This window comes from Flavobacterium sp. (assembly GCF_036741995.1).
Classification (GTDB): Bacteria; Bacteroidota; Bacteroidia; order Flavobacteriales; family Flavobacteriaceae; genus Flavobacterium.
In genome coordinates, this window is sequence record NZ_DAINRG010000044.1 from 1 (window position 1) to 21,218 (window position 21,218).

Below are 21,218 nucleotides of genomic sequence, written 5' to 3' on the forward strand. Positions count from 1 at the left end.
TGGCTAATATGGCTTGTTCTCTTATCGAGCACAAACGTATTAACACTACTGTTGCTAAAGCTAAAGCGCTTAAACAATTCGTTGAGCCGCTTATCACAAAGTCAAAAGAAGATACTACGCACAACCGTCGTGTGGTTTTCGCTTACCTACGTAACAAATATGGTGTAACTGAACTTTTCAGAGAAGTTGCTGCCAAAGTGGGTGACCGTCCAGGTGGATACACCCGTATCATCAAAATGGGGAACCGTTTAGGAGATAACGCAGATATGGCCATGATCGAGTTAGTTGATTTCAACGAACTATACAATGGTGGTAAAAAAGAAGAGAAAAAAGCTAAAAGCCGTCGTGGTGGAAAAGCTAAAAAAGAAACTACTGCTGCTGCGCCAGTTGCTGAGGCAACTCCAGCTCCGGAAGCTCCTGAAACTTCTTCAGAAGAAACTACCGAAAGTGCTGAATAATGAAAGCATCTTCATAAATATAAAGGATAAACAGTTTTGTTTATCCTTTTTTTTTGGCTCAAACTGAACTTGTTTTTAGAGCGATTGGTTTGGGCTTTTCAGGAATCCATTTTCCCGCTGTCCGCGCTACACGGTAGCCAGCTCCCATCGGGGCTAAAGAGGAATCAAAAGGAATGTTTATAAACTTTCATAAATCAATTTAGAAATTAGACAGAATACTTTAATTTTGCAACACAACAACTAACTACAATGACTCGAGCGAATCGACTGCATGAGCCCATTGAAAAACAATAACTACGACGAATGAAATACACCACACGACCACAAGCCATTTTACTACTCGCTGACGGCACCATTTTCTACGGAAAATCAATCGGAATCTCAGGCAAAACCTTTGGCGAAGTTTGCTTCAACACCGGAATGACGGGTTATCAGGAAATCTTTACCGACCCTTCGTATTTCGGGCAAATTATGGTAGCGACCAATCCACACATCGGGAACTACGGTGTCAATGCCAACGAAGTCGAATCCGAGAAAATCATGATTTCCGGCTTGGTTTGTAAAAACTTCAGCTTCAACCATTCTCGCCCCGATTCCGAAAGTAATCTCTACGACTATTTCGAAAAGCAAAACCTAATCTGCATTTCCGATGTAGATACCAGAGCTTTGGTAAGTTACATCCGTGATAACGGTGCGCAAAACGCGGTAATCTGTACAGACGGAACTTCCGTTGAGGAATTAAAACAACAATTGGCGAACGTGCCCGATATGAAAGGACTGGAATTGGCGTCAACAGTATCCACCACGGAACCCTATTTCTTCGGAAACGAAAAAGCCACTTATAAAATCGCAGCGCTCGACTTAGGCATCAAAAGAAATATCCTGAGAAACTTAGCGAAACGCGATTGCTACATCAAAGTATTTCCATACAACACAAGCTTTGAGGATTTAAAAGCTTTCAATGCCGATGGTTATTTCCTATCCAACGGACCGGGTGATCCGGAACCGCTTGAAGGAGTAATTGGAGTAGCGCAACAAATGATTGCTTCCGATAAACCGGTTTTCGGGATATGTTTAGGACATCAGATTATTGGTTTGGCTAACGGAGTGTCAACCTATAAGATGTTTAACGGTCACAGAGGGATTAACCATCCGGTAATGAATGTCTTGACAGGAAAAGGAGAAATCACCTCGCAAAACCACGGATTTGCGGTCAACAAGGAAGAACTGGAAAAACATCCCGATTTAGAAATCACGCATTACCACATCAACGACAATACGGTAGCGGGCATGCGCATGAAATCGAAGTCTTGTTTTTCGGTGCAGTACCACCCGGAAGCTAGCCCGGGACCACATGATTCTTCGTATTTGTTTGATGAATTTGTGTTGAATATTAAAAAGACTAAAAGTTTGCAGGTAGTATAATTTTTAGCTTCTAATGAATTAATCTTTATAGGTGTAAGCATCGTGCAAATCTTCGAATTCTCCATTGTTTTTTAAGAAAGCGCTATTGGTTGTAAACCAACTGCTGTATAATGCTTTTTTATCCGTTTGAATGGTATCATAGGCAAGATAAAACAAATTCTTTTTGGTGTTGTAGTCTCTAACTACCTCGTTATAAGAAGCAATTGCTTCAGTTGTTTGCGGAGTCGAAGCTTTTTTTAGGATTTGGAGCGTGCTGTATTCATCAACAAAATCATTAAATAATACGGTTAGTTTTGCTTTTTGATCATTGATAAAATCAGCATATTTTATATTGGCATTATTCATAGAATTGTCTTTAAAACTATCTTTATATTCAGTTGTTTTGGCGATAGCCTCTTGATGCTGGATTTCTATGGCGGCAAAACATTCGGCAAACCCTTTTTTGTCTTTTGCTTTTATCACGGTCATCAGTTTTTGGTCGATTACATTTATTTTATAAAACAGCATGTTTTGATAAGCATTGTATTCTAATACATTTTTCCCAATAATATTTTTAAAACCCACATGGTATTTTAATCCAAAAACGCGTTTGCTTATTTCATAACTGGCTATTTCCTGGTAATAGCTGATAAGCTCTTTTTCTTTACGAGCAAGATTGGCTCTTATTTCGATTAATGATAAAGTACTTTGATAGTCATAATCGTTTAAAATCAAACTCCCGTTTGTTAAACATTCAATTGTTTTTTCATTCATTTTGATAAAGCTGTCTCTCAGCGAAGTGTTGTTTTCAAATCCTTTATTAGTATTTCTTAAAATAGTATTCATAGTCACTAATTTAGCTACAATTTTTCCTGAAGTAACTTTAGATCTAGCATCTGCTTGCGACTCCACTATAGTAACCGAATAATCCATCAATGATTTTTTTACAAACATTTCGTTTTTGCCAAAATCACTCATATAGGCGTTGATGTATCGATAGTTTTGTGAATGTAAAGAGCTTGGAAGAAAGCCAATTAGTGCAATTATGTAAATCAATGTTAGGGGATTGGTACTGCTTTTGGTAGCTGAATTTTTCATGATGTGGGACTTTAAATATTGACTGTAAAATTACAGTCAATGTGAAAACCGAGTGTTGTGTTATATTGTTATAAACTTGTATAATTCTCATTTTAGGAAATAGTCTATACTATTGTTTAAATACGAACTAAAACGATTGCGTTTATAAGTTGTGTAAATAATTGCAACTCTATTTTTTAAATTTCATAAATTTGTGAACCTATTTTAAAATCTTAAAACAAATTCAAAATGAGCATTATCATCAAAGTTCACGCAAGACAAATTCTTGACTCCAGAGGAAATCCAACCATAGAAGTAGATGTAGTAACCGAAAACGGCGTTTTAGGACGTGCGGCTGTGCCAAGTGGCGCTTCAACCGGAGAACACGAAGCTGTAGAATTGAGAGATGGCGGAAAGGCCTACATGGGAAAAGGAGTTTTGAAAGCGGTTAAGAATGTAAATGAAACAATAGCTCCAGAATTAATGGGTGTTTCTGTATTTGAACAAAATCATATCGACCAATTGATGATTGAATTGGATGCGACACCAAACAAATCAAATCTTGGTGCCAATGCTATTTTAGGGGTTTCTTTGGCGGTTGCTAAAGCAGCAGCTAATGAATTAGGTTTGCCATTATACCGATACGTAGGTGGTGTTTCTGCCAATACGTTACCAGTGCCAATGATGAATATTATCAACGGTGGTTCACATTCCGATGCGCCTATTGCTTTTCAGGAATTTATGATTATGCCGGTAAAGGCAACGTCATTTACACACGCGATGCAAATGGGAACGGAGATTTTTCACAACCTGAAAAAAGTATTGCATGACAGAAATCTTTCAACAGCCGTAGGTGATGAAGGTGGTTTTGCACCAAATTTAGCTGGTGGAACTGAAGATGCTTTGGATACGATTAAAAAAGCGGTAGAAAATGCCGGATACAAATTTGGTGATGAAGTGATGATTGCTTTAGACTGTGCGGCTTCTGAGTTTTATGTAGACGGAAAATACGACTATACGAAATTCGAAGGGGCTACCGGAAAAATCAGAACATCCAAAGAACAAGCGGAATATTTAGCGTCTTTAGCTGCCAATTATCCAATCATTTCTATTGAAGACGGAATGTACGAAGACGACTGGGAAGGCTGGAAATATTTAACCGAATTAATTGGAAACAAAACCCAATTAGTAGGTGACGATTTATTTGTAACCAATGTAGAGCGTTTATCCACCGGAATTGAAAAAGGCATTGCCAATTCCATCTTGGTAAAAGTAAATCAAATCGGAACGTTAACAGAAACGATTGCAGCCGTAAACATGGCGCACAATGCCGGCTATACTTCGGTAATGTCCCATCGCTCGGGAGAAACGGAAGATAATACCATCGCTGATTTAGCAGTAGCGTTAAACTGTGGCCAAATCAAAACCGGTTCGGCATCCCGTTCGGATCGTATGGCCAAATACAACCAGTTGTTGCGCATCGAGGAAGAATTAGGCGATACGGCTTACTTTCCGGGCGTGAGAGCTTTTAAGCAAAAATAATTTTTATAAAAATATAGTATTTGCACCTGACAGGTTTCTAAAATCGGTCAGGTGTTTTTTATTTTAATTATTCCAGATTTGGGTTTTTATTTTCCATTGAGAATAGTACTTTTGCACATGCAACACAACGTACTAATTTTAGATTTTGGCTCGCAATACACACAACTAATTGCGCGCCGTGTAAGGGAATTGAATATCTTTTGTGAAATCTTCCCTTTTAATCATTTTCCAGATGATTTATCGTCCTACAAAGCGGTTATCCTTTCGGGTAGCCCTTATTCCGTGCGAGCTGAAGACGCTCCTCATCCTGATTTATCCCAAATTCGCGGTAAGCTTCCTTTGCTGGCTGTTTGCTATGGTGCCCAATATTTGGCCCATTTTAACGGTGGCGAAGTAGCGCCAAGTAACATCCGCGAATACGGCAGAGCCAATTTATCGTTTATCAAAGACGATGAACATTTTATGGATGAAGTGGCTTTGAATTCTCAGGTGTGGATGAGTCACAGCGATACGATTAAACAACTACCAACCAATGGAGTGTTGATTGCCAGTACCAAAGATGTAGCCAATGCTGCCTATCGCATCGAAGGCGAAACGACCTATGCCATCCAGTTTCATCCCGAAGTTTATCATTCTACCGATGGGAAACAGATTTTAGAGAACTTTTTAGTGAAAATTGCTCAGGTTCCTCAAAACTTTACCCCCAATGCTTTTGTAGAAGATTGTGTCAAAGAATTACAGGAAAAGGTAAAAGACGACAAAGTGGTTCTCGGACTTTCCGGCGGAGTGGACTCTACCGTAGCGGCAGTTTTATTGCATAAAGCCATTGGCAAAAACTTATACTGTATTTTTGTAAACAACGGTTTGCTTCGCAAAAATGAATTCGAAAACGTATTGCACCAATACAAAGACATGGGGCTAAATGTGAAAGGTGTGGACGCTTCGGAACGATTCTTGTCAGCATTGGATGGAATCGAAGATCCGGAAGCCAAACGAAAAGCTATCGGTCGTGTTTTTATAGAAGTGTTTGATGACGAAGCGCATCACATAGAAGAGGTGAAATGGCTGGCACAAGGTACCATTTATCCGGATGTAATCGAATCAGTTTCGGTAAAAGGACCCTCGGCAACGATCAAATCGCATCACAATGTGGGCGGTTTACCCGACTTTATGAAATTGCAAATAGTGGAACCATTGCGCATGCTTTTCAAAGACGAAGTGCGACGCGTCGGGAAAACATTAGGCATAGATGGGGAGCTTTTAGGAAGACATCCCTTTCCAGGGCCGGGATTATCAATAAGAATTCTGGGAGCTATTACTCCAGAAAAAGTGAGAATTCTGCAAGAAGTAGATGCAATCTTTATCAACGGTTTGAAAGAACACGGATTATACGATAAAGTATGGCAGGCCGGAGCCATTTTGCTTCCGGTGAACAGTGTTGGCGTGATGGGCGATGAGCGTACTTACGAAAAAGTAGTAGCGCTGAGAGCCGTAGAATCCACTGACGGAATGACTGCGGACTGGGTGCATTTACCCTATGAGTTTTTGATGAAAATCTCAAACGAAATTATCAATAAAGTAAAAGGTGTGAATAGAGTAGTGTATGACATAAGCTCCAAACCGCCCGCTACGATAGAATGGGAATAGTTTTTGTTAACATAAAATAGTTAATGAAAAAAAAAGCAATTCAAACGGCAATTAAAAAGTTTTGTTAACTTTAGACGTTAAATTAATACTAAGTACATGAAAAACCGTATCCTTTTTTCCATATTGTTAACCGTATTTTCCTTTGTGTTTACGGTTTCAGCGAAGCAAGAGAAATACATCAAACATACTGTTGCTAAAGGAGAAACCGTTACTATCATTGCCCAAAAATACAAGGTAACTCCTTTTGATATTTTCAAACTCAATCCCGATTCTCAAAACGGAATTCAGTTGAATAGTGTGTTGTTAATTCCGCCATCAAGTGCCGGAGTTACACAAACTACAGTCAAACCAGTTGAAAAAGGAAATCCGCCATCGACACATTTGGTACAGCCAAAAGAAACATTGTATAGCATTTCGAAACAGTTCAATGTTACTATCGATGAGTTAAAAGCGGCTAATGGTGATTTATTAAACAACGGTTTGAAAATAGGACAAAACATCAAGATTCCGGCTTCAAACGGACAAGCTGTTGTTGCTTACACTCCGGTTGAAACGCCAAAAGAAACCGTGAAAGAAACGGCGAAAGCGGTTGTAAAAGAAGCGCCAAAACCGGCAACCCCAAAAGGAGAAACTACTTTTCATGTCATTGAACCAAAGGAAACCAAGTACGGAATTTCTAAAAGATACGGAATGACGATTGAGGAATTGGAGCAGTTGAATCCGCAAATTTTGACCAGTTTTCCAATAGGAATGAAACTGGTAGTTTCAGGAAATGCTGTGGCAACGACTCCAGCAAAATCAGTAACGCCAACAGTTACGGGAATTAAACAAAAAGAAGTAACACCAACGTCCAGTGGAAAAAAATATCTGCAGGAATATGTCGTAAGACCCACGGAAACGATTTCGAGTATTGCCAGTGATTATGGGATGTCAGAAAGCGAACTTTTGGAATTAAATCCGGAATTGAGAAAAGGAGTAAAGCCAGGGATGATTTTGAGAGTGCCTATTATAACTAAAAAAGAAGCACCGGTTCCGGTTCCCAAAACTCAACAAGGACAAGGAAATTTGATGAAAAATATCAATACTAATGCGAGGAAACAACTCGCATTACTTTTACCCTTTAATATCTCAAAAATAGAAAGCGATACGCTTAACACTACGCAAGAGCGATTGAAAAAGGATAAGTTTCTGAATCTGACCTTGGATTTTTATTCGGGAGCTTTGATGGCCATTGACTCAGCCAAAGTGATGGGATTGAATGTGGATATTAAAATTTTAGATTCGCAGGAAACCAAAAATAATTCTAACGTGGCTGCTTTGGTAGAACAGAATAATTTAGCGTCTATGGATGCGATTGTTGGTCCTTTTTACCAAGCCAATGCAGAGAAATTAGCCGATTTGCTTGTTGCTTCTAAAACGCCTGTGATTTCGCCGCTTTCAAAAGATGGTGGAAGAAAAATTGCTAATCTCTATCAATCCATGCCCTCGACGGATATTTTGCGAAGCGCCATTTTTGAGTATATGAGAGCTAAAGGCGGTAATATTATTGCTGTTGTTGATCCTAAAAAAGGGAGTATCAAACAATACCTTCAGGACACCCAAAAAGGCGTTCGGATAGTTGGTTTTAGCGAGAAAGGAACTTTTGTGGCCGATAGTTTAAAAGTATTGTTCCAAAAAGGCAAACTCAATTATGTGGTCATCGCTTCCGAGAGTACCGGAATGATTTTAGCTACCACTACTGCGATGCTCAATGCACAAAAAGAATATCAAGTGCAACTGGTTATTATGGAGCCAAATGAAACTTTGGATTTTGAAGAAATTGCGTTGAACCGTTTAACCAAATTGAAATTGCTATACCCATCGCTTTCCCGACCAAATGAAACCGACGAAGCCAATCAATTTGATGCAAAGTATAAAAAGCTCAATAAAATTTTGCCCAATCAATATGCAATTCGTGGCTTTGATGTAACCTTTGATACCCTATTGCGTTTGGCACAGGACAAGCCTTTTGAAGAAACAGTTCTGACCAATTCGGAACAAATAGAAAACAAGTTTGAGTATGCTCAAAATACAACGGCTGGGTATTCCAACAAGGGAATATACATCTTGTACTATGACGATGATTTAACGATTAAAGAAGCTTTATAATGCCAACGTCCAAAGTAACTTATTTAGGCGATTTAAGAACGTCTTCCATTCATTTGCAATCTGGCAGCGAAATTATTTCGGATGCACCATTAGACAACAACGGCAAAGGAGAAGCTTTCTCCCCAACCGATACCGTGGCCAATGGTTTAGCCAGTTGTATGTTTACGGTAATGGGAATCAAAGCCCGTGATATGAATGTTGATTTCTCAGGCTCAACGGCCGAAGTAACCAAAATCATGGCAGCGGAACCACGTCGGATTTCCGAAATTCACATTACTTTCCAAATGACGGTAAGTGCCGATGATAAAACCAAAACCATACTGGAACGCACTGCCGAGACTTGTCCGGTAAACATGAGTCTGCATCCTGATATCAAAAGGGTAATCGTTTTTAATTGGAAATAACTTTGAATTCCCAGCAGCAACTCCTCATCAAATTAGCGCACACCAAGATGCCTTTTGGCAAATACGAAGGCTATCATCTGATTGATCTGCCCGAATATTATGTAGTCTGGTACAGCAACAAAGGGTTTCCTAAAGGACAACTTGGGGAGCAATTACAACTTGTTTACGAACTCAAATTAAACGGATTGGAAGAGTTGGTGCGCAATATCAAAAAGCAATATCCCAGGCCAATTTGAGTGGAATATTTGAAAATGAATTAATTTGAAAATTATCTCATTTTCTCTTTGACTTGTTGATGAATTAAATCGTATTTTTGCCTCGTTTTTTACAACAACAATTACAACAACACAACTAACAACTACAATGAATCAAACACAAACAAAATACATTTTTGTTACAGGTGGTGTGACTTCTTCCTTGGGAAAAGGCATTATTGCTGCCTCTCTTGCCAAGTTACTACAGGCGAGAGGGTATCGAACGACCATTCAAAAATTTGATCCTTACATCAATGTCGATCCCGGAACGCTGAATCCCTACGAACACGGAGAGTGTTTTGTGACGGATGACGGTGCCGAAACCGATTTGGATTTAGGACATTACGAGCGTTTCCTGAACGTACCCACTTCGCAAGCCAATAACGTGACTACCGGAAGAGTGTATCTATCGGTTATTGAAAAAGAAAGAAGAGGCGAATTTCTCGGGAAAACGGTACAAGTCGTTCCGCACATTACCAACGAAATTAAAGACCGCATGCAGTTGCTCGGCAGATCGGGCAATTTTGATATAGTGATTACTGAAATAGGAGGAACGGTCGGAGATATCGAGTCGTTGCCTTATATCGAATCGGTGCGTCAATTGGTTTGGGAGTTAGGCGATACCAATAGTTTGGTGGTGCATTTAACGCTGATTCCTTATTTGGCAGCAGCCGGAGAATTGAAAACAAAACCAACACAACATTCCGTAAAAACCTTGATGGAAAGCGGAATCCAAGCGGATATCTTAGTCTGCAGAACCGAGCATGAACTGTCGGATGAATTGCGTCAAAAACTGGCGTTGTTTTGCAATGTGAAAAGAGAAGCGGTTATCCAATCCATCGATGCCTCAACAATCTACGAAGTTCCTAATTTGATGTTAGATGAAGGCTTGGATATCGTAGCATTAAAGAAATTAAACCTGCCCAAAAAAGCGGCACCCGATTTAAAAAACTGGAATACTTTTTTACACCGATTAAAACATCCAAAGCAAACGGTAAATGTTGGTTTGGTTGGTAAATATGTCGAGTTGCAGGATTCATATAAATCCATTTTAGAGTCATTTATTCATGCTGGTGCGGCGAATCAGACCAAAGTGAATGTGATTTCCATTCATTCGGAATATTTGGATGCCAAAACGGCAGCAGAACAGCTTCAAAATTTGGATGGCATATTAGTTGCTCCTGGATTTGGCGGTCGTGGCATCGAAGGAAAAATAGAAACCGTTCGCTATGCCCGTGAAAATAACATTCCGTTTTTCGGAATTTGTTTGGGAATGCAAATGGCCGTTATCGAATATTCGAGAACTGTTTTGGGATTGAAAGATGCCAATTCGACGGAAATGAATGAGGAAACAACCAATCCGGTGATTTCGTTAATGGAAGATCAAAAAACAATTACGGATAAAGGCGGAACCATGCGTTTGGGCGCCTGGAAATGCGATATCAAAGCAGGAAGTTTGGCACACCAAATTTACGGCAAAGACCAAATTCAGGAGCGTCACCGTCACCGCTATGAATTTAATAATAAATACAAAAAACAATTAGAAAGTGCCGGCTTGACTGCTTCGGGGGTGAATCCTGATACCGGTTTGGTTGAGATTGTAGAGTTGGAAAACCACCCGTTTTTCATCGGAGTGCAATACCACCCGGAATATAAGAGCACGGTTGCGAATCCACACCCAATTTTTGTTAGCTTTGTGGCCGCAATGGTAAAACATAAAAAATAAAGCTGTAACAAATACTAAGTTGTTACTTCTTATGACAAACAATTAAATAATGGAACAAAAGAAATTTGATTTTAATTCGATACTAGGTTTTGGTTTAATCTCGATCATCATCATCTGGATGATGTACAACAGCAGACAAAACGAGTTAAAAGAACAACAAGCCAAAGCTAAAACGGAGAAAGCGGCCAAAGTAGCAGCGGCAGCATCACCGGCTCAGCAAGTAGCTAAAACCATCACGGATACCACCGTTACCGATTCGGTTAAAATTCAAAAACTGCAAGGCGCTTTAGGAAGCTTTGCTTACTCAGCAACCTTACCTTCTGCCAAAGAAGATTTCACTACGTTAGAAAACGAATACATCAAGCTGAAAATCGCTAACAAAGGCGGTTACATAGCCGAAGCTACGTTGAAAAGTTTTGAGCGTTTTAATAAGAATTCCGGGAAATTAGTAGAACTGATTAAAGACAACAACGCGAGTTTTAATTTGCAATTGCAAACCAAAGACAATCGTGTTTTAAATACGAAAGACTTGTTTTTTGAACCAACTTTAACCAAAGTGGGTGACAATCAAATTCTTTCGATGAAACTGAAATCAGGAGCTAACGACTATTTGGAATACAAATATGTACTAGCGCCAAAGAAATATTTAGTAGATTTTGATATTCATTCCCAAGGGATGAACACGGTTTTGAATACGACAAAACCTATCGATTTGCAATGGGATATGAAAACCTACCGCAACGAGAAGAGTATCAATTATGAAAACCGTTATGCTGACATTCGTTACGAATATGATGGTGGAAAAGACAACTATGTTGGACAAGGAAAAGACAAAGAAGAAACGCCTACTAAGGTCACTTTCATCGCTTTCAAACAGCATTTCTTCTCGACGATTTTATTGACCAAAACACCTTTCGAAACGTCAAAATTGCATTCAGCCAATTTGGTTGCTGATGAAAAAGTGGATACTACTTTCACCAAACAATTCAGAGCCAATGTGCCTTTGGTAGCTACTAATGGCGAGTTGGATTATAAAATGAATTGGTATTTCGGGCCAACGGATTATAAAACGTTAAAAGATTACGACCGTGGAATGGACAAAATCATTCCGTTAGGTTGGGGAATTTTCGGTTGGATAAACAAATTTATTTTCATTCCGTTATTCGGATTTTTGAGCTCGTTTATGGGCTTGGGAATTGCGATTATCATCTTCACGATTTTAATCAAAATTGCGATGTCACCGATTACGTTTAAATCCTTCTTGTCGCAAGCCAAGATGAAAGTATTGCGTCCGGAGATTATGGAAATTGGAGAAAAATTCAAAAAAGATCCAATGAAAAAGCAACAGGAAACGATGAAGTTGTACAACAAAGCCGGCGTAAACCCGATGGCGGGTTGTATACCAGCCTTGATCCAGATTCCGTTTATGTATGCCTCGTTCCAGTTCTTCCCGTCGGCTTTTCAGTTAAGACAAAAAAGCTTCCTTTGGGCGGATGATTTATCATCGTTTGACCAAATCGTCAAATTGCCATTCCACATTCCGTTATATGGAGATCACATCAGTTTGTTCCCGATTTTGGCAGCGATTGCGATTTTCTTCTATATGAAAATGACTTCGGGCGATCAGCAAATGGCAGCGCCACAACAAGACGGTATGCCGGATATGACCAAAATCATGAAAATGATGATTTATATTTCGCCGGTAATGATGTTGATTTTCTTCAATAGTTATGGTTCCGGATTGAGTTTGTACAACTTTATTTCCAACTTAATCACTATCGGAATTATGTTGGTGATTAAAAAGTATTTCATCAATAGCGATAAGATTCACGCACAAATTCAGGAAAACAAAACCAAGCCAAAAAGCGAAGGAAAGTTCCAGAAAAAAATGCGTGAAATGATGGAACAGGCTGAAGCTCAAAAGCAATTGCAAAACAAAAAGAAATAATAATCCAGCATTAAATTTTCAAAACTCTGTTTAAAAATATACCTTTAAACAGAGTTTTTTTATTTTACAATTATGAAAGTACTGATCATTGGTTACGGAAACATGGGTAAAACTTATGCGAACAGCTTTATCGGTTCCCGTTTTATAAAGCCGGAAGACATACACGTTTTGGTTAGAAATGATTTTTCTAGCATTGAAACCGTGATTCCGAAGGCTAATTTTGCAACCGTTGCCACGAATAAGATTGGCGAGTTTGATATCGTTATTTTGGCCGTAAAACCCCAGGATTTTAGTGTTTTGGCGCAAACCATAAAACCATTTTTGAAAGACAGTCAAATCATCTTTTCGGTCATGGCCGGAATTACCTTAGCAACATTAACGGCTCAACTTTCGTGTTCCAAAATTGTCCGTTCGATGCCCAATATCCCAACGCAGATTGGGATGGGAATGACTGTTTTTTCGGCTTCGGCCAATGTGGACAGAAAGGAATTATTTATCATCCAAAATCTAATCAACACCACCGGAAAATCGGTCTATGTGGAAAACGAAAAACTGATTGATGCCGCTACAGCCATCTCAGGAAGCGGCCCGGCTTATGTGTTTTATTTCATGCAATCGATGATCAAAGCGGCGGTTGATTTAGGTTTCAATGAGTCGGAAGCAGAGTTGCTCGTTAATCAAACTTTTATGGGTTCTGTAGCGATTCAAAACAGTTACTCTTTGTCCAATGAAGAATGGATTAGAAAAGTAGCTTCCAAAGGCGGAACTACCGAAAGAGCTTTGCAGGTTTTTGAAAAAGGAAGCTTGGAAAAAACCATTGTTGAAGCTGTGAAAGCGGCTAATGACAGAGCCTTGGAGTTGGGAGCATAAAAAAAAGCTGCCAAATAATGGACAGCTTTTTTTATGGTATTGAAAACTAAATTTAGTTTGAACTTGGCATCAAAACGGCATTAATTACATGGATTAATCCATTGGTACATCTAACATCTCTTGCAAAAACTCTTGCAGAATCATTATTGGAATCTTTAATAAAAATGCTGGTTTGTTCTGTAGTGTAAAGGTCTGGGTCAATTTCAGGATAATAGGTGTTAGCTTCTAAATCAACAGTGAAATTTTGTCCTAATAAAGTAGCAACGGATTGACCGTTTGTTAAATCTTTTGAAAATACACTAGCACCTGATATTACGTGGTATTTCAAAATATCACTCAATACTCCTGGCTGATTATCTTCTAAATCTTGTAAGCTGGAATAGCCTAAATTACTTAACATGTTTGAGAAAGCATCGTTGGTAGGAGCCATAACAGTGAAGTTTCCATCTGCATCCAATGTATCTGTTAAGCCAGTTATGTCTAGGGCTTCAACAAAACTACTAAGATCCGGAGTTGCTTTTGCTGTATCAGCAATAGAAACGGAATCAGCACTTGGCTGTTTGTCTTCTGAACAAGAAAATGCTAAAAAAGCTATTGCAACTAAGGCAATTTTTTTCATAAAATTTTTCATCTATACTTAGGTTTAATTTTTTTCAAATATAAAAAATATTCAATTAGATTAACAACAAAATCATCAAGTTTTGCAATCAATTATTAAATACTTTTATGGTTTTAAAGATTTTGCTGTTACTTAAATTCGATTTTGGGATTGATTTATGAGAGTTTAAAATGAAATGTTTTTATTTTTGGAATCATTTTTGCACACTAAAATTTAATTTTCACCGTTATATACAAAACCGTTGATATGAAATATATTGTTGCTTTTCTTTTGATTACTGCCATTTCGTTTGCCCAGGAGTTTAATAAACTGGATGAAAACGGGAAAAAACAAGGCGTTTGGAAAGGTATTTATGAAGAGTCAAAACGCCCGCGTTACCAAGGAACTTTTGAGCACGGAAAAGAGGTGGGAACCTTCAAGTTTTTTGATGATACTAAAGCCGGAACAGTAATCGCGACCAGAGAATTCAATCCAAATGACAATTCCTGCTACACCATTTTTTACAATCAAAATAAAAATAAAGTAAGCGAAGGGAAAGTAGTCAACAAGCAATTTGAAGGCGAATGGAAATATTACCACGAAGACTTGCCAACCATTATGACTTTGGAAAATTATGTCAATGGAAAGTTAGATGGCGTTAGAAAAGTCTTTTATAAAAGTGGCAAAATAGCCGAAGAGACCACCTATAAAAACGGAATCAAAGAGGGCGCTTATAAAAATTACACGGAAGCCGGTGTTGTGATTGAAGAAAGCAATTACAAAAACGGAGAATATGATGGGCTGGCCATTTTCAGAACTACTGATAATAAAATTTCCGGACAAGGCGTTTTCAAGAACGGAAAGAAAGTGGGCATGTGGAAAATCCTTGAAAAAGACAAATTGAAAGATGTCAATATGAATAAGCAAGGCAAGAAATTCCAAAAAAGAGTTAAACCGTTAGAACAAAACTAAATATTAGCCTAATTTTGCAGCAAAATTTTTTGCTATAAAATGAAACGAGTTGTTGTTGGACTTTCCGGTGGAGTTGATTCGAGTGTTGCTGCTTATTTGTTAAAAGAACAAGGCTATGAAGTCATTGGGCTTTTTATGAAGAACTGGCACGATGATTCGGTTACAATTTCCAATGAATGTCCGTGGCTCGAAGACAGTAATGATGCACTACTCGTTGCTGAAAAACTGGGAATTCCTTTCCAAACAGTTGATTTAAGCGAACAATACAAAGAAAAAATCGTGGACTATATGTTCAACGAATACGAGCAGGGACGCACTCCAAATCCTGATGTATTGTGCAACCGCGAAATCAAGTTTGATGTTTTTATGAAAATTGCTTTGAGTCTGGGTGCCGATTATGTCGCCACCGGACATTATTGCCGCAAAGGAGAACTCGATGTAAATGGCCAACCGGTTTACCAACTGTTAGCCGGAAAAGATGGCAACAAAGACCAATCCTATTTCCTTTGTCAATTATCGCAGGAACAATTAGCTAAATCTTTATTTCCTATAGGAGAATTGACCAAACCGGAAGTTCGCGAAATAGCGATGCAATTGGATTTGGTTACCGCCGAAAAGAAAGACTCACAAGGCCTTTGCTTTATCGGGAAAGTGCGCTTGCCGGAGTTTTTGCAACAACAATTGCAACCCAAAGAAGGCTTGATTTATGAAATCGATGCTGACAATTCCATTTACAATCAGGAACGGCCAACTTTCAACTCTTTGGAAGAACAATTAGCTTTTGAAGCCAAAGGTATTAGCTATTCTCCGGAAAGCGGAAAGATAGTGGGCAAACACCAAGGCGCTCATTATTTTACCATTGGCCAACGAAAAGGATTGAATGTCGGCGGAACCAAAGAAGCGCTTTTTATCATCGCTACCGATGTGAAATCGAATGCGATTTATACAGGACAAGGGGCTAATCATCCCGGGTTATTCAAAAAAACATTACGGGTACAACCTTCCGAAATTCATTGGATACGCCAAGACTTAGCGTTGAAAAATGGCGAAACCATGGAAGTCATGGCCCGAATCAGATACCGTCAAGCCTTGCAAAAAGCTACTTTGTATCAGTTTGAAAGCGGTTTGTATGTTTCTTTTGACGAACCTCAATCGGCAATAACGGAAGGGCAGTTTGTAGCCTGGAATATTGGTGATGAATTAGTGGGTTCGGGAGTAATTTCATAAATTAGCACTTTCCAAAATGCGAAAGTGATGAAAAAATGTTTCCTTTTAGTATTTTTTCTTTTAAGTTTTCTGGGTTATGCTCAAGAAGATGCCTGGGTGTATTTTAATGACAAACCCAATGCACAAGACTTTATAGATAACCCTTTAACCGAATTAACGCAAAGAGCTTTAGACAGAAGAACTGCTCAGGGTATTCCTTTGGATGTGTCTGATGCGCCGATTGAGCAATCTTATATAGATGCAATTTCCAGTGCCACCGGGATTGAAGTTAAAGCCCAATCCAAATGGCTGAACTGTCTTCACATTCGCGGCAGCGTTGATGATATTCAGGCTTTGACTAATTTGTCTTTTGTGAATCACATACGTTTTGCTGATAATTCTCTGAATGCTAAAATGGCTGTTCCAATGACATTCCATCCGGTGAATAAGCAAATGGAGGTAGAAACCACTTTTGCTTATGGAAATTCCGGCAATCAAATTCAGATGTTGAATGCGCATTTATTACATCAGGCAAATTATACCGGTTCCGGAAAAATCATTGCCGTCTTGGATTCGGGATTTTCGGCAGTCAACACCATTATTCCTTTCAACAGAATGTTTACTAACGGATTGTATTTAGGAGGTTACAATTTCGTAGCTGGAAATACAGATGTTTTTTCCACGCATAATCACGGTACTATGACTTTGTCCTGTATGGTGGGTTATGTGGATGGGCAATTGGTCGGCACAGCTCCTGATGCACAATATTATTTGTTTATTACAGAAGATGTAGCCGGCGAAAATCCGGTAGAAGAAAGTTATTGGGTGCAGGCCGCCGAAGAATCCGATAGGCTAGGGGTTGATGTGATTTCCACTTCTTTGGGTTATTTTGAATATGATAATACTAATTATAGTCATACTTATGAGGAGATGACCGGTAATACGGCTTTTGCTTCGCAAGGAGCCAACATTGCTTTTAGTAAAGGAATGATAGTGGTGGCCAGTGCCGGGAATTCCGGGGCAGGTGCCAATCCGAATATCGGAGTTCCGGCGGAAGCTACTAACGTTTTGGCCGTTGGTGCTGTTAAATCTGATAGGACTTATGCTAGTTTTAGTTCCATTGGACCGAGTTTTGACGGCAGAGTAAAACCCGATGTTATGGCGCAAGGACAAAGTGCGGTGCTCTCTAATACTTCCGGTGTTATAACCACGGCAAGTGGCACTTCGTTTTCCTGCCCGATTATGGCGGGAGCTGTCACGAGTTTTTGGCAGGCGATCCCTTGGGCATCCAATTCTCAGGTTGTTGATTTTGTCAAACAGTCAGCCGATAATTTTTCCACTCCTAATGAAGAATATGGATATGGAATTCCTGATTTTCAGTTGGCTTTAAACATGGCTCAACTTTCGGTGAATGATGCTACTGTGGGACGGTTTTTGGTATATCCCAATCCGGTTCATGATACTCTTATCGTTTCGTTTCCTAATCATTTTGCGGAAGCCAAAATTGGGCTGTACAATGCTTTGGGACAACTCGTTTTGGAGAAACCTATTCAAAATTCGGATTCGTCACTTTCTTTGGAAAACCTGAATTCAGGAATTTATTTCTATAAAATACAAAGCCATTCATTTAGTCAATCCGGAAAAATCATTAAAAATTAATGAATAAAATCACCCAACTTTTCAATATAAAATACCCAATCATTCAAGGCGGAATGATATGGAACAGTGGTTATAAATTAGCAAGTGCCGTCAGTAATGCCGGTGGTTTGGGTTTGATTGGTGCCGGCTCTATGTATCCGGATGTTTTGAGAGAACACATTCAAAAATGCAAAATAGCTACGGATAAACCATTTGGTGTTAACGTGCCCATGTTATACCCGAACATAGAAGAAATCATTCAAATTATAATTGAAGAAGATGTAAAAATTGTTTTCACTTCGGCCGGAAATCCAAAAACATGGACTGCTTATTTGAAAGAAAAAGGAATTACAGTAGTACATGTGGTAAGCAGTTCCAAATTTGCCTTGAAAGCTCAAGAAGCTGGAGTTGATGCTGTGGTTGCGGAAGGATTTGAAGCTGGCGGACACAACGGAAGAGAGGAAACTACGACGCTAACTTTAATTCCAATGGTGAGAGAAAACATCTCTATACCGTTAATTGCAGCGGGTGGAATTGCCACAGGACGAGGTATGTTGGCCGCTATGATTCTAGGGGCAGACGGCGTTCAAATGGGTTCCCGGTTTGCCGCTTCTTTGGAGAGTTCATCCCACGAAAATTTTAAGAAAACTATACTAGAGCTTCAAGAAGGCGATACACAAGTTACTTTAAAAGAGTTGGCTCCGGTTCGATTGATTAAAAATAAATTCTACAACGATATTCAAGAGTTGTATGCCAAATGTCCAACTCCGGACGAATTGAAAACATTGTTAGGCAGAGCAAGAGCAAAGCGAGGCATGTTTGAAGGAGATTTAGTAGAAGGCGAGTTAGAAATTGGTCAAATTGCCGGTTTAATTCATGAAATTAAATCTGTAAATGCCATTTTTGAAGAAGTGATAACGGAATTCAAAGTAGCCGCTAAAGAAGCCCAAAACCTTACTTTTTAACCCCTGTCCTTTTTTCGTAATTAATTGTTAATGGGTTCCTAATTTGAGGTAAACTTATTAACAATTTTTTATTTTCAGTAATTGTAAAAATTATTGATAACTCAAATTTTAATTATTTAATTTTTGTAAATCATTTTATTTCAAATACATAGAATGGAAAAATATCAACTGTTAAATGTTAATAATGTTCATTATTTTGTTTATAACATTTTAATAAGCCAAAACGGGAGATAATTTTTATGAGTAATATAGTAGAAGCATTTTTACTTTGGATAAAACTATATAAACTGCAGTTCATAGTCATTCAGGATATTGGATTTTACAAGCAGTTATAAACAAACAGTAATCCGTGAACTTAAAAAAGTGTTTAAATTGAATTGCTTATGAGAATAATTACTCTTGTCAAAAAATATTTTTCTTACGTTATTTTGCTGTTATCCCTTTTTGGACAAACTGATACAGCTTATTCTCAGTGTCCAACGGTTACCAATGCCACTCAATCTTTTTGTGATACCCAATCACCAACCATTGCCGATTTGCAAGCGACTAATAATGGTGGAGGAATAAAATGGTATGCCACAGCATCTTCAACAACAGCTTTGCTCTCTTCTGCAGCTTTACAAAATGGAGAGGATTATTTCGCAGATGATAATACAGGTACTTGCGGAACCAGACAAAGTACAGTAGTTACAATATACTCAGCGCCACTAGCCGATCCTTTTCAAGGACCCTGTGTGGAAAACCTCAATGATGCAACACTTCAGGATTTTGTAGCTATAGGAAATAATATACAATGGTATTCGGCATCCTCTGGTGGAAGCCCTTTACCTTTAACAACGGTTATTGTCAACGGAACAATTTATTATGCCAGTCAAACCAATCCGGATACAGGTTGTGAAACTTCAAGAAGACCGGTTAGAGCAGTGGTTGGATATGTTCCGACTCCTACAGGAGATCCGATTCAAAATTTTTGTAATGTTTCGGGCTCGCCTCCAACAGTTGCAGATTTGGTGGCTTCGGGAAATAATAATTGGTATCTGAATTCATTTTCGAGTGTGCCGCTGAGTTTAGCGACTACCTTAATAAATGGGCATACGTATTATGCTACAACAATTGATCCGCCTTGTGAAAGTACTAATAGATTTGCGGTTTTGGTCAATGTTTATCAACCAAACAATGCAGGGACAAATGGACAAAAAGGGATTTGTGCAGATCAAATTGCTTCTACAGCACCATTTGATTTATTTAATGAGCTTGGCGGAACCCCAGATAATACAGGAGTTTGGACAGGTCCAATAGCGACAACCAATGGTTTTCAGGGAACTTTAGATGTTTCAACCATGACTTTGGCAGGTAGTCCGTATGTGTTTACCTATACCGTGAGTAATCCCTCTTGCGCCAATGCTACAAGAACAGTTACAATAACAATTAACCCTTTGCCAGTTGTAACTGTCACTAGTCCAACAGTGTGTTCTAATACTCCAGCCACCGTATCGACTTCAGTAAATCCGGCAGGCACTTATACATATGTATGGACAGTTCCACCTGGAGTTACCAATCCGGGTAATGTTAGTAGTTTTACTACCACTACCGCTGGAGTTTATAGTGTTGTTGCTACAAATTCTTCTACTACTTGTCCGAGTCAACCGGCTCAAACGACAGTAGTTATCAATCCAATACCAGTTGTTACAGTTACCAGTGCTCCGGTATGTGCTGGGACTCCGGCTACGGTATCGACTTCGGTAAATCCGGCAGGGGCTTATACTTATGTATGGACAGTTCCACCAGGGGTTACCAATCCGGGTAATGTTAGTAGTTTTACTACCACTACCGCTGGAGTTTATAGTGTTGTTGCTACAAATTCTTCTACTACTTGTCCGAGTCAACCGGCTCAAACGACAGTAGTTATCAATCCAATACCAGTTGTTACAGTTACTAGTGCTCCGGTATGTGCGGGTACTCCGGCTACGGTATCGACTTCGGTAAATCCGGCAGGGGCATATACTTATGTATGGACCGTTCCACCTGGGGTCACCAATCCGGGTAATGTTAGTAGTTTTACCACTACTACCGCTGGAGTTTATAGTGTTGTTGCTACAAATTCGTCTACTACTTGTCCGAGTCAACCGGCTCAAACGACAGTAGTTATCAATCCAATACCAGTTGTTACAGTTACTAGTGCTCCGGTATGTGCGGGTACTCCGGCTACGGTATCGACTTCGGTAAATCCGGCAGGGGCATATACTTATGTATGGACCGTTCCACCTGGGGTCACCAATCCGGGTAATGTTAGTAGTTTTACCACTACTACCGCTGGAGTTTATAGTGTTGTTGCTACTAATTCTTCCACTACTTGTCCGA

At 39.2% G+C, this 21,218-nt stretch carries 17 protein-coding genes; 15 read left to right on the plus strand and 2 right to left on the minus strand.

The features are described from left to right. Together rplQ and carA are read left to right on the plus strand one after the other, a co-directional pair. Positions 1-458: 50S ribosomal protein L17 (rplQ, locus tag V7D82_RS10930; RefSeq protein ID WP_333601013.1), on the plus strand; the 458-nt coding region annotated here is incomplete at its 5' end. A 303-nt stretch (positions 459-761) separates the two neighbouring features. Further along, positions 762-1,883: a glutamine-hydrolyzing carbamoyl-phosphate synthase small subunit gene (gene carA, locus V7D82_RS10935; RefSeq protein ID WP_333601014.1), complete on the plus strand. Its 1,122-nt coding sequence runs from the start codon at positions 762-764 to the stop codon at positions 1,881-1,883. A gap of 18 nt (positions 1,884-1,901) precedes the next feature. Here the strand turns inward: carA and V7D82_RS10940 are convergent, their stop codons facing one another. Further along, on the minus strand, positions 1,902-2,960 hold the full coding sequence (locus V7D82_RS10940; protein ID WP_333601015.1) for a hypothetical protein: 1,059 nt from the start codon (positions 2,958-2,960) through the stop codon (positions 1,902-1,904). A 228-nt stretch (positions 2,961-3,188) separates the two neighbouring features. Here V7D82_RS10940 and eno point away from each other — a divergent pair, with 228 nt between their 5' ends. The 8 genes from eno to proC all read left to right on the plus strand — a co-directional run bounded on the left by eno (position 3,189) and on the right by proC (position 13,478). After that, positions 3,189-4,481 carry a phosphopyruvate hydratase gene (gene eno, locus V7D82_RS10945; RefSeq protein ID WP_333601016.1) on the plus strand — a complete coding sequence of 431 codons (1,293 nt, stop codon included), beginning with the start codon at positions 3,189-3,191 and terminating at the stop codon, positions 4,479-4,481. 117 nt (positions 4,482-4,598) lie between these two features. Continuing rightward, a complete protein-coding gene (gene guaA / locus V7D82_RS10950) occupies positions 4,599-6,128 on the plus strand; it encodes a glutamine-hydrolyzing GMP synthase (protein WP_333601017.1) in 1,530 nt (509 codons plus the stop codon). A 96-nt stretch (positions 6,129-6,224) separates the two neighbouring features. Then, positions 6,225-8,276: a PBP1 and LysM peptidoglycan-binding domain-containing protein gene (locus tag V7D82_RS10955; protein WP_333601018.1), complete on the plus strand. Its 2,052-nt coding sequence runs from the start codon at positions 6,225-6,227 to the stop codon at positions 8,274-8,276. Further along, positions 8,276-8,680 carry an OsmC family protein gene (locus V7D82_RS10960; protein WP_333601019.1) on the plus strand — a complete coding sequence of 135 codons (405 nt, stop codon included), beginning with the start codon at positions 8,276-8,278 and terminating at the stop codon, positions 8,678-8,680. The genes V7D82_RS10955 and V7D82_RS10960 overlap by 1 nt, the downstream gene beginning before the upstream one ends. A gap of 2 nt (positions 8,681-8,682) precedes the next feature. After that, the gene (locus V7D82_RS10965) at positions 8,683-8,916 is read left to right on the plus strand and encodes a DUF3820 family protein (RefSeq protein WP_333601020.1); all 234 of its coding nucleotides are present in this window, start codon (positions 8,683-8,685) and stop codon (positions 8,914-8,916) included. 127 nt (positions 8,917-9,043) lie between these two features. Continuing rightward, positions 9,044-10,660 (plus strand): CTP synthase, encoded by a 1,617-nt coding sequence (locus tag V7D82_RS10970; protein WP_333601021.1) that lies wholly within the window; start codon positions 9,044-9,046, stop codon positions 10,658-10,660. Positions 10,661-10,709: 49 nt separating this feature from the next. Then, entirely contained in the window at positions 10,710-12,608 is a 1,899-nt protein-coding gene (yidC, locus tag V7D82_RS10975; RefSeq protein WP_333601022.1) for a membrane protein insertase YidC, read from the plus strand. A 72-nt stretch (positions 12,609-12,680) separates the two neighbouring features. Further along, complete coding sequence (proC, locus tag V7D82_RS10980; RefSeq protein ID WP_333601023.1) at positions 12,681-13,478, plus strand: pyrroline-5-carboxylate reductase; 798 nt, start codon at positions 12,681-12,683, stop codon at positions 13,476-13,478. 52 nt (positions 13,479-13,530) lie between these two features. Here proC and V7D82_RS10985 read toward each other — a convergent pair whose 3' ends face one another. Further along, positions 13,531-14,109 (minus strand): fasciclin domain-containing protein, encoded by a 579-nt coding sequence (locus tag V7D82_RS10985; protein WP_333601024.1) that lies wholly within the window; start codon positions 14,107-14,109, stop codon positions 13,531-13,533. Between the two features lie 234 nt (positions 14,110-14,343). Here V7D82_RS10985 and V7D82_RS10990 point away from each other — a divergent pair, with 234 nt between their 5' ends. From V7D82_RS10990 to V7D82_RS11010, 5 genes are all read left to right on the plus strand, one after another. Then, a complete protein-coding gene (locus V7D82_RS10990; protein WP_333601025.1) occupies positions 14,344-15,048 on the plus strand; it encodes a toxin-antitoxin system YwqK family antitoxin in 705 nt (234 codons plus the stop codon). A gap of 39 nt (positions 15,049-15,087) precedes the next feature. Next, positions 15,088-16,275, plus strand: a complete 1,188-nt coding sequence (mnmA, locus tag V7D82_RS10995) for a tRNA 2-thiouridine(34) synthase MnmA (protein ID WP_333601026.1) — start codon at positions 15,088-15,090, stop codon at positions 16,273-16,275. A gap of 27 nt (positions 16,276-16,302) precedes the next feature. Then, positions 16,303-17,913, plus strand: coding sequence for a S8 family serine peptidase (locus tag V7D82_RS11000; protein ID WP_333601027.1), 1,611 nt, complete (start codon positions 16,303-16,305; stop codon positions 17,911-17,913). Next, positions 17,913-18,857 (plus strand): NAD(P)H-dependent flavin oxidoreductase, encoded by a 945-nt coding sequence (locus tag V7D82_RS11005; RefSeq protein ID WP_333601028.1) that lies wholly within the window; start codon positions 17,913-17,915, stop codon positions 18,855-18,857. The genes V7D82_RS11000 and V7D82_RS11005 overlap by 1 nt, the downstream gene beginning before the upstream one ends. 383 nt (positions 18,858-19,240) lie before the next feature. After that, on the plus strand, positions 19,241-21,218 hold a 1,978-nt coding region (locus V7D82_RS11010; RefSeq protein WP_333601029.1), incomplete at its 3' end, for a hypothetical protein.

Excerpts from the sequence above, each read along its gene's own strand:
- carA (WP_333601014.1), top strand. The coding sequence starts at position 762 with ATGAAATACACCACACGACCACAAGCCATTTTACTACTCGCTGACGGC.
- V7D82_RS10940 (WP_333601015.1), bottom strand. The coding sequence starts at position 2,960 with ATGAAAAATTCAGCTACCAAAAGCAGTACCAATCCCCTAACATTGATT.
- eno (WP_333601016.1), top strand. The coding sequence starts at position 3,189 with ATGAGCATTATCATCAAAGTTCACGCAAGACAAATTCTTGACTCCAGA.
- guaA (WP_333601017.1), top strand. The coding sequence starts at position 4,599 with ATGCAACACAACGTACTAATTTTAGATTTTGGCTCGCAATACACACAA.
- V7D82_RS10955 (WP_333601018.1), top strand. The coding sequence starts at position 6,225 with ATGAAAAACCGTATCCTTTTTTCCATATTGTTAACCGTATTTTCCTTT.
- V7D82_RS10960 (WP_333601019.1), top strand. The coding sequence starts at position 8,276 with ATGCCAACGTCCAAAGTAACTTATTTAGGCGATTTAAGAACGTCTTCC.
- V7D82_RS10970 (WP_333601021.1), top strand. The coding sequence starts at position 9,044 with ATGAATCAAACACAAACAAAATACATTTTTGTTACAGGTGGTGTGACT.
- yidC (WP_333601022.1), top strand. The coding sequence starts at position 10,710 with ATGGAACAAAAGAAATTTGATTTTAATTCGATACTAGGTTTTGGTTTA.
- proC (WP_333601023.1), top strand. The coding sequence starts at position 12,681 with ATGAAAGTACTGATCATTGGTTACGGAAACATGGGTAAAACTTATGCG.
- V7D82_RS10985 (WP_333601024.1), bottom strand. The coding sequence starts at position 14,109 with ATGAAAAATTTTATGAAAAAAATTGCCTTAGTTGCAATAGCTTTTTTA.
- V7D82_RS10990 (WP_333601025.1), top strand. The coding sequence starts at position 14,344 with ATGAAATATATTGTTGCTTTTCTTTTGATTACTGCCATTTCGTTTGCC.
- mnmA (WP_333601026.1), top strand. The coding sequence starts at position 15,088 with ATGAAACGAGTTGTTGTTGGACTTTCCGGTGGAGTTGATTCGAGTGTT.
- V7D82_RS11000 (WP_333601027.1), top strand. The coding sequence starts at position 16,303 with ATGAAAAAATGTTTCCTTTTAGTATTTTTTCTTTTAAGTTTTCTGGGT.
- V7D82_RS11005 (WP_333601028.1), top strand. The coding sequence starts at position 17,913 with ATGAATAAAATCACCCAACTTTTCAATATAAAATACCCAATCATTCAA.